9 protein-coding genes are annotated in these 7,578 nt (G+C 37.2%); 2 read left to right on the top strand and 7 right to left on the bottom strand.

The window, feature by feature from the left end; translation table 11 throughout:
• Positions 1-64 precede the first annotated feature (64 nt).
• Together M901_RS02615 and M901_RS02610 are read left to right on the top strand one after the other, a co-directional pair.
• Positions 65-763 (top strand): hypothetical protein, encoded by a 699-nt coding sequence (locus M901_RS02615; RefSeq protein ID WP_021276605.1) that lies wholly within the window; start codon positions 65-67, stop codon positions 761-763.
• Between the two features lie 118 nt (positions 764-881).
• On the top strand, positions 882-1,364 hold the full coding sequence (locus M901_RS02610) for a hypothetical protein (RefSeq protein ID WP_021276600.1): 483 nt from the start codon (positions 882-884) through the stop codon (positions 1,362-1,364).
• Here the strand turns inward: M901_RS02610 and M901_RS02605 are convergent, their stop codons facing one another.
• The 7 genes from M901_RS02605 to fliE all read right to left on the bottom strand — a co-directional run.
• Entirely contained in the window at positions 1,365-1,919 is a 555-nt protein-coding gene (locus M901_RS02605) for a hypothetical protein (protein ID WP_021276601.1), read from the bottom strand.
• A complete protein-coding gene (gene fliJ / locus M901_RS02600) occupies positions 1,916-2,368 on the bottom strand; it encodes a flagellar export protein FliJ (RefSeq protein WP_021276606.1) in 453 nt (150 codons plus the stop codon). Before fliJ ends, M901_RS02605 begins: the two co-directional genes overlap by 4 nt.
• Before the next feature lie 9 nt (positions 2,369-2,377).
• Entirely contained in the window at positions 2,378-3,751 is a 1,374-nt protein-coding gene (locus tag M901_RS02595; protein WP_021276604.1) for a FliI/YscN family ATPase, read from the bottom strand.
• A complete protein-coding gene (locus tag M901_RS02590) occupies positions 3,741-4,571 on the bottom strand; it encodes a FliH/SctL family protein (protein WP_021276602.1) in 831 nt (276 codons plus the stop codon). The genes M901_RS02595 and M901_RS02590 overlap by 11 nt, the downstream gene beginning before the upstream one ends.
• Before the next feature lie 25 nt (positions 4,572-4,596).
• Entirely contained in the window at positions 4,597-5,625 is a 1,029-nt protein-coding gene (gene fliG / locus M901_RS02585; RefSeq protein ID WP_021276607.1) for a flagellar motor switch protein FliG, read from the bottom strand.
• A 17-nt stretch (positions 5,626-5,642) separates the two neighbouring features.
• Positions 5,643-7,304 (bottom strand): flagellar basal-body MS-ring/collar protein FliF, encoded by a 1,662-nt coding sequence (gene fliF, locus M901_RS02580; protein ID WP_021276599.1) that lies wholly within the window; start codon positions 7,302-7,304, stop codon positions 5,643-5,645.
• A gap of 55 nt (positions 7,305-7,359) precedes the next feature.
• Positions 7,360-7,578 (bottom strand): flagellar hook-basal body complex protein FliE (fliE, locus tag M901_RS02575; RefSeq protein WP_021276603.1); only part of this gene is annotated, 219 nt, incomplete at its 5' end.

Here is a 7,578-nt window from a genome sequence, read left to right as displayed (position 1 = left end):
ACAAGTTGGACCAATTTGATCTCACTAAAATAATGTGGAAATACCAACATAAGGACAAATCCCTGTGTGTGCAAAGAATGATGCAACATTCTCAGAATATGAAAGGAAGTCCTTTATATTCGAATCTCTTGGTACCTCTTTAAAAAGCCTCTTTGAGCTTTCGATGGCCAGGGAATATAAATCCTATCCTATTACTAATTTTATTCTGACAAATAACTGCCGTGGACTAGGTAACTTTGAATACGAAATCCCTGGAATCATAAAAGGTTACTTTCAAGTTCCAACTAGTATTCTTACTAAAAATATCCCGGAACTAGACTGGGAAAATATTTATACAGAAGTTAGGCCTACCGACTTCTACTTAAAGGAGTTTGAGAATCATGAAGTACCAAATCAATCTCTTAAAGATAAACTTGTCTCTATTTGGTCAAAGTATTTTGAAGATAATTATACCTGGAAAAAACTTTCTAACTTTGAAAAGCTAGCTGCAAATTGTAATGCAAATTCAATCATTGAAGAATTTAGCTCTGTAAAGGGTTTCAAAGAAGTTAAGTCTTTTAAGCGTGATTTAGGTGAAATAGATTACGAAAGATTTCTCCATGAAACAAGAAAGAAATCCGGTGATGTCGGAGAATATCCAGCGTTGAGTTATGTTAAAACACCATGCGGAGAGAATAAGTCAAGACCTCCCTATTCCTTCAGAGCACCTAAGCATTTAATGGGAATATCAGGCAGAGAGTATTGGGAAAAAGGAAACATGTGAATGGGTTTCACATCAGTTCCACAAATATGATGAAATCAACAAATATCAAATTGGATTAAGTGGATTTGAGGTCGATGGCGTCTATACAGGACATAGCTACAATAGAAACGACAAGAAAATGAAGAATTTTGAAGATGTTGCCACAAGTGATAAGAACAGAATGCCATTCGATTACACTTTAGTTAATCAACTCTCAAAACTCAATTATAAGATAAATGATAATAAGCTTGACCTAGTCCTTTCCAATAAAGACCAGTCATTTAATCTCTTCATTGGTGGAATTGATTTAGGTGTTTTAAAGGATCAAGAAGAAAGAGATAGTGTCACAAGTATTGCTCGACCATGGTATATTGATAACTTCAAAGGAATCTATAGCTTAATTGGAATTACGCCATATCCACTTGCAAGCTATTACGAGAAAAAACCGTTACAAGATGTGGTCTCATTTTTTTACGATAAGAATCATCTTCTTAATCATCACTTGAGACATATTGGTATTGAACAATGGTATATCACGAAAAAAGGTAACACTTATACAATCGACCTTCTCTCTCATGAGAGAATTATGCCTATTTATAAGGCATCTTTTGTTTTAGAGTAACTACTTCTTCATCGTCATATATTGTTTTTGTAGACGTGATGAGATCTCTTTATCCATGAGATTAAAAATCTTTGCCACTTTAGGAGGAGGCAAAAGCCCCATAATCTTAACTGATATTGATGGATCCTGCTGTGATAATAAGTTCGCGGCCGTTTGTGGTCTCATACCAGAAACAACATCAACCATATGGGAAACTCTTCTATCAACTTCTTTATCCTCTTTATCTAAACAAGCTAAGAAGTTCTGTTGAGTTAACTTAAATTCAACAAAACGCTTTTTTAAATCATCTTCACTCATTTTGATTTGTTCTTCTCTCTTGGCCACAACTTTTTCTCTCTCTGCAAGAGCTTCCTCTTTTTCAAGAAGTTCTTTTGCAAAATCCAAGAGACGACTGCGTCCAATCTTTTTCATTTTCTTATCGAGTTCAGCATAAACAGCTTGTCTAAATTCTTCTTTAGTAAATTCCAACTTATCACTCTTCGCCTCAGTTTTTTTGTCCTGAGCAAAGGATTGTCCAAATACTGTTAAACATACGAAAAAGATTATTGTTTTCATAACATTCTCTCTTTATGCTTCTTGGCCATAGTCAACTCATCAATGGATTCTTGAAGTTTCTTATCCATCTCTTTCCTATGTGCCGTAGCATGCTTATCCTTTAAATTATCTAAGATTTTAACTTCTCCCTTAGCTTGCGCAAGTTCTTGAACTTTCGCATCATAGCTTCTGTTGAGAGCACCCAAAATATTCTCTTGGGCCTTAATATCTTCTTTCTTTGTATTTATAAATTGAGGAAAGAACTGGGCCATTTGACCAGAGGTTGGCTCACTTAGAAATTTTTCTTGAGCATCATATGCTTGCTCAATATCAAGCTCATCCTTAGCAATTCGAGATTTTGTTGCCTCAATTTCTTTTAGGATTTCCCCAAGTTCAAGTTTAATCTTCTTCTCCTTGAACTCTCTAACCTTAAGCAAACCTTCTAACTTAAATTTAAACTTCTTTGCCATGATTTACCTCTAGTTATCTTCAACAACTGGAGGATTAACTGTATCCTCGGCTAGTTTTGCTAGAGTTACCATTTGATCGTATAACTCTTCCATCGTCATAGGCTGATGCAAGCCCTGAAACTGCTTAAGCATATCCATTAGCTGGTCATAGATCACCATGGCCTTATCAACTTTAGGATTTGACCCTCTTGCATAGGCACCAACGTTAATAAGATCTTCATTATTCTTATAAGCAGACATTAAGTCTCTTAAGTGACCTGCAACAATCTTGTGCTCATTTGTCACAACCTTATTCATAACCCTAGATAGAGATTGAAGAACATCAATTGCTGGGAATTGGTTTTTAGATGCCAGTTCACGACTCAAAATAACGTGTCCATCACTAATCCCTCTTACCGCATCGGCAATTGGCTCATCCATATCTCCACCTTCAACAAGAACAGTATAAATTCCAGTAATTGTTCCGGCATGAGCTTTAGTACCAGCTCTTTCCATTAATTTTGGAAGTTGAGCAAATACCGTCGGTGTATAACCCTTTTGACCAGGAGGATCTCCCGCAGAAAGAGAAATTTCTCTATTGGCCATAGCAAAACGTGTAATAGAGTCCATCATGAGAAGAACGTCATTATTTTGATCACGAAAGTATTCAGCAAATGTAGTTGCCACGTGAGCTGCTTTCATTCTAATTAGCGGTGACGTATCAGAAGTCGCAACGACGACGATTGACTTTTTTAACCCTTCAGGACCAAGATCATGTTCGATAAACTCACGAACCTCTCTTCCCCTTTCTCCAATTAGTGCGATAACATTAACATCTGCAGAAGATTTCTGAGCAATCATCCCAAGTGTCACAGACTTACCAACACCTGAACCGGCCATAATGGCCAAACGTTGCCCTTTCCCAGCAGTCATAAAGGCGTTAATTGCATTAACCCCAGTATCTAATGATTCTGTAATAGGTGGTCTTTCAAGAGGATTTATAGGTGTTCCGTAAATACTACGTACTTCGCTTGGCTTTTCAATGGGACCGTTTCCATCAATAGGGTTCCCTTGAAAATCAATAACCCTTCCAATATATTCTTCACCGACACGTACAGTCGTTGTAAGGTCTTTAAGATAAACTCTTGTTTCAGAATTAATACCTGTAATTTCTTGATAAGGCATCGCCATGCACTTGTTTCCATCAATAGCAACAACCTCACCTAGACAACTATCACCAAATTCAGTTTGAAACTCAACATTTGAACCAATAACAGCTCTGGCTAGGTTCACTTCATAGAGCATCCCCTTTGAAGCTCTTACCTTACCAACTTTCTGATATGGAGTTGAATACTCGTATGTTTTATGGAGAGATTCAATGTCTAGTGATTTATTAAGAGTCATGTCCCTCTACTTTATTATCCTCTTCAGATGCAAGTCCTACAGATTCAAATATTTTATCTAAACTATTGAGTTGTTCCACAAGAGAACCATTGATAATACCATTTTCAGACTCAACAACAATTCCTGTTCCCTGAATATCATAATCAGTTTCAACTCTTACATTTGAGAATTGTCCAAGCTTCTTTTGAACTACTTCTAAAACCTCTGGCATTTGTTCAAAATGCTTTTGATCCACCTGAACAAGAAGATTTGATTTTGTCTGAGCTTCAACAATAAGTTTTTCAAGAAGACGTTCAATATATTGCCCATCATCTTTTAACTCTCTAAGGATAATCCATTTAGTAAGATTTCTTACTAAGGTATAAAGCTGAGTTTTCTGTGCCTTAAGTATCTCTTCTTTAGTTGATAAAGTATCAGAGATCATTTCTGAGAGAGCGATAAGTTTTTCATCTGTAGCAGCACGAGTTTGCTCATAAACATCCTCACGTCCCTTACTCATCCCCTCTTCATAACCCTTTTTAAAGGCTTCTTCTTCTAGTTTGGCAACTCTCTTATTAACTTCATCCATGATACGATTTTCACGTTCCATGGCCTCTTGTTCATCCATTCCACGGTGTTGGCGAACAATTGGAGAAATATCAAAACCAGTATCTGCTGACTTTCTTCTTTCTATCTGGATAATTTCTTGATGTCTTTCAATCTCACTAATAGATTTACCTTCAAGATCTTGAAAGTTAAATTCTTCAACCTCTCCAGCGTTAATTGGCCTTGAAAAGGATTGAAACTCATATTCTTCGACATCAAATTCTATATCTTTCATATATATCCATTATGCAATTAATGCATTAAACAAGTGCGTCTCCATCTCCACCTCTAGAGATAAATGCTTTACCTTGTGCCTCAAGATCCTTACATTTTTGTACAATCTCTGATTGAGCTTTCTCAACATCTGATAGTTTCGTTGGTCCAAGAGCATCAAGGTCTTCCTGTAGAAGTGTTGCCGCTCTATTTGACATGTTTTTAAATAGTTTAGCTCTAATTTCTTCAGGCGCTGTCTTAAGAGCAATAACCATTTTATTCTGATCAACTTCCTTAAGAAGTGCCTGAATCCCTCTGTCGTCAACATAGACAAGGTCTTCGAAAACAAACATAAGTTTTCTAATTTCTTCAGCAAGCTCTGGGTCTTTCTCTTCAACACGCCCCATGATATTTTTCTCAGAGTTCTTATCCATAAGGTTAAGCATATCAGCGATTGGCTCAACACCACCAAGCTGGTTAGTGTCAATTGATCCAAGAGTAGAAAGCTCTGTTTTAAGAACATCATCAAGTTGTGCAATAAGCTCAGGAGAAACGAAGTCAAGGTTTGCAACTCTTAGAACAACTTCTGCCTGAAGCCCTTCTGGTAGACGTCTAAGGACATCAACCTTTCTCTCTGGATTAAGGTGAGCAACAATAAGAGCAATCGTCTGAGGGTGCTCGTTAATTAAGAAGTTAGCTAATGTTCTTGTATCAACAAGTTCAAGTGATTCAAGAGTATTGGCAGTTCCAACATCAACAATTTGTCCAAGAAGTTGCTTCGCTCTATCTTCACCAAGTGCATTGATGATGAAGTCACGTCCTGAGTTGTCAGAGAAAAGTAGGTCATTTTCCTCGTTCAACTGAGAATAGAATTCTTCAAGTACACGTTTGATCATCCAAATCGGAGCCCTCTTAATATTAGACATGGCATTAATCATTCTTTTAACATCATTGTCTCTCATATATGAGAATATCAATTGAGTTGTATTCACACCTAGTGAACTCAATAACAAAGATGCTTTGTCCTGACCCGATAGTAGTGAGTATTCAACTTCTGGATCTAGTGATTCTGCCACGACCTACTCCTTATTCCTTAGGCAATTTGTTTATCTGATTCATTGTTATGAATCATCTCATGAAGAATTTGCGCTGCCTTAGCAGGGTTACCTTCAACAAGAGAGATAATCTTTTCTCTTAGCATATTCCCTTCAATCTTTTCAGGGTTTAGCTTTTCTTCTATCTGAGGAAGTGCATCCTCAAGTCCAGGCAGCTTTTGATTGGCCTGAACCTTCTCAAGTTCTTCAAGTGTTTTTGGAAGGAAGTCTTCAACTGTCTCAACCGTATTGTCAGTAACCCACTGGATAAATGGTCTAACAACAACGAAGAAGAATAGTGAAATCGTCAGTCCAACCGCAAGGTACTTGAAGATATTCTTAATAAGATCACGGTTCTCACGCTCTCTCATCAGAGCTTCGATAGACTCCATATCTTCCTGATGGAATTCCATATTCTTAATAGTGATTTTATCACCTCTTTTCATGGCAATTCCAAGCGTCGAAGAAACAATAGCTTGGAAGTTCGCAATATCTGCTTCCGACCAAGGCTCGTACTTCATGACACTCTTTCCATCAACCATTGTTGGCACTCTCTTACCATCAATCATGACAGCAGCAGTAATTCTCTGAATACTAGCTGTTGGGTTCTTCGACTTCGTAACCTTTTTTGGTACATTATAGTTACGAGTGGCCAATTCTTTCTTTACATCATTTCTTGTTTCAGGAATCCCTGGTTGAGGTCTCTCTCCAGGTAAATTCGCTCTCGCCCCAGGAATTCCTTGAGGAGAAGGTCGCGACCCCTGTAGCGCCTGAGTATTAGTAACTTCTGAGAGAACAGCTTTATTTTCAGAGTCATATTCAGTTTTTGTTGAAATTGACTCTGTAAAGTCCATATCAACAGATACTTTTGCAATAACCTTTCCCTGACCAACGACTTTTGAGAGAATCTCCTCAATTTGGGCCTCGTACTTTCTATTAATCTTAGATTGGAGAGCAATTCTGTTTGCTGTATTAGCTGTGACAGAATCCCCAATATTCTCAGAAAGTTTCTTTCCTCTATGGTCGAGAATAACAACCGCATCTGGTCTCATTCCCTCAACAGAACTTGCAACAAGAGATGAAACACCTTTAATTTCTGACTCTGTTAGAGTTACACCTTGATCAAGCTCAAGAACAACAGAAGCTGTTGGTGGTTTTTTCTCAGAAACAAATGGTGAAGACTCAGGGATTGTTAAGTGAACCCTTGCTCTCTTAACACCTCTTAAGTGTTTAATCGTCTTTACGAGCTCACCTTCTAGAGCACGTTGCTTATTAACTTTTTGTACAAAACTTGTTGTACCAAATGATTGCTTGTCAAAAACTTCATATCCTACGGTACCTGAAAACGAGAAACCTGAAGTTAACATCTTCAGTCTTGTTACTTCGGCCATATCTTCTGGGATACTAACTGTTTTTTGATCATCACTAACCTGAACAGAGACTCCATTTTCCTTTAGAAAAATTTGAACTTTGTTCGAATCCTCTTTATTAAGGTCTGTATAGAGTACCTTATAACGAGTTTTTGATGCCCAAAGAACAACCCCGATCAGTGTAATAACAATAAAAGATGCGACAGTCACTAAACTGATCTTCTTTCCAGCATCTAGACTGTTAAAGAATTCAGTAAAATTTCGTACAACCTTTTCTATTAAATCTTTCATCCTGACTCACTTACTGAGAACATCCTATTCTCAGGTCTGTATTGTTAGCTAAGTATTAAACTTGCATTCTCATTACTTCTTTATATGCTTCAATGACCTTTGTTCTTACTTGGTTCATTGTCTTAAATGCAATTTCTGCTTTTTCTACAGCTAGCATTGTTTCATGGATATTCTTACTTTTTCCACTTACTAGCTTTTCAACTGCTACGTTAGCTTCTTTTTGAAGATTATTAACATCCATAATTTGATCAGCTAATAACTCGCTAAAAGTCTT

This window comes from Bacteriovorax sp. DB6_IX, assembly GCF_000447775.1.
In the GTDB taxonomy this organism is placed as follows: Bacteria; Bdellovibrionota; Bacteriovoracia; order Bacteriovoracales; family Bacteriovoracaceae; genus Halobacteriovorax_A.
This window is presented reverse-complemented; position numbering and strand designations above follow the sequence as displayed.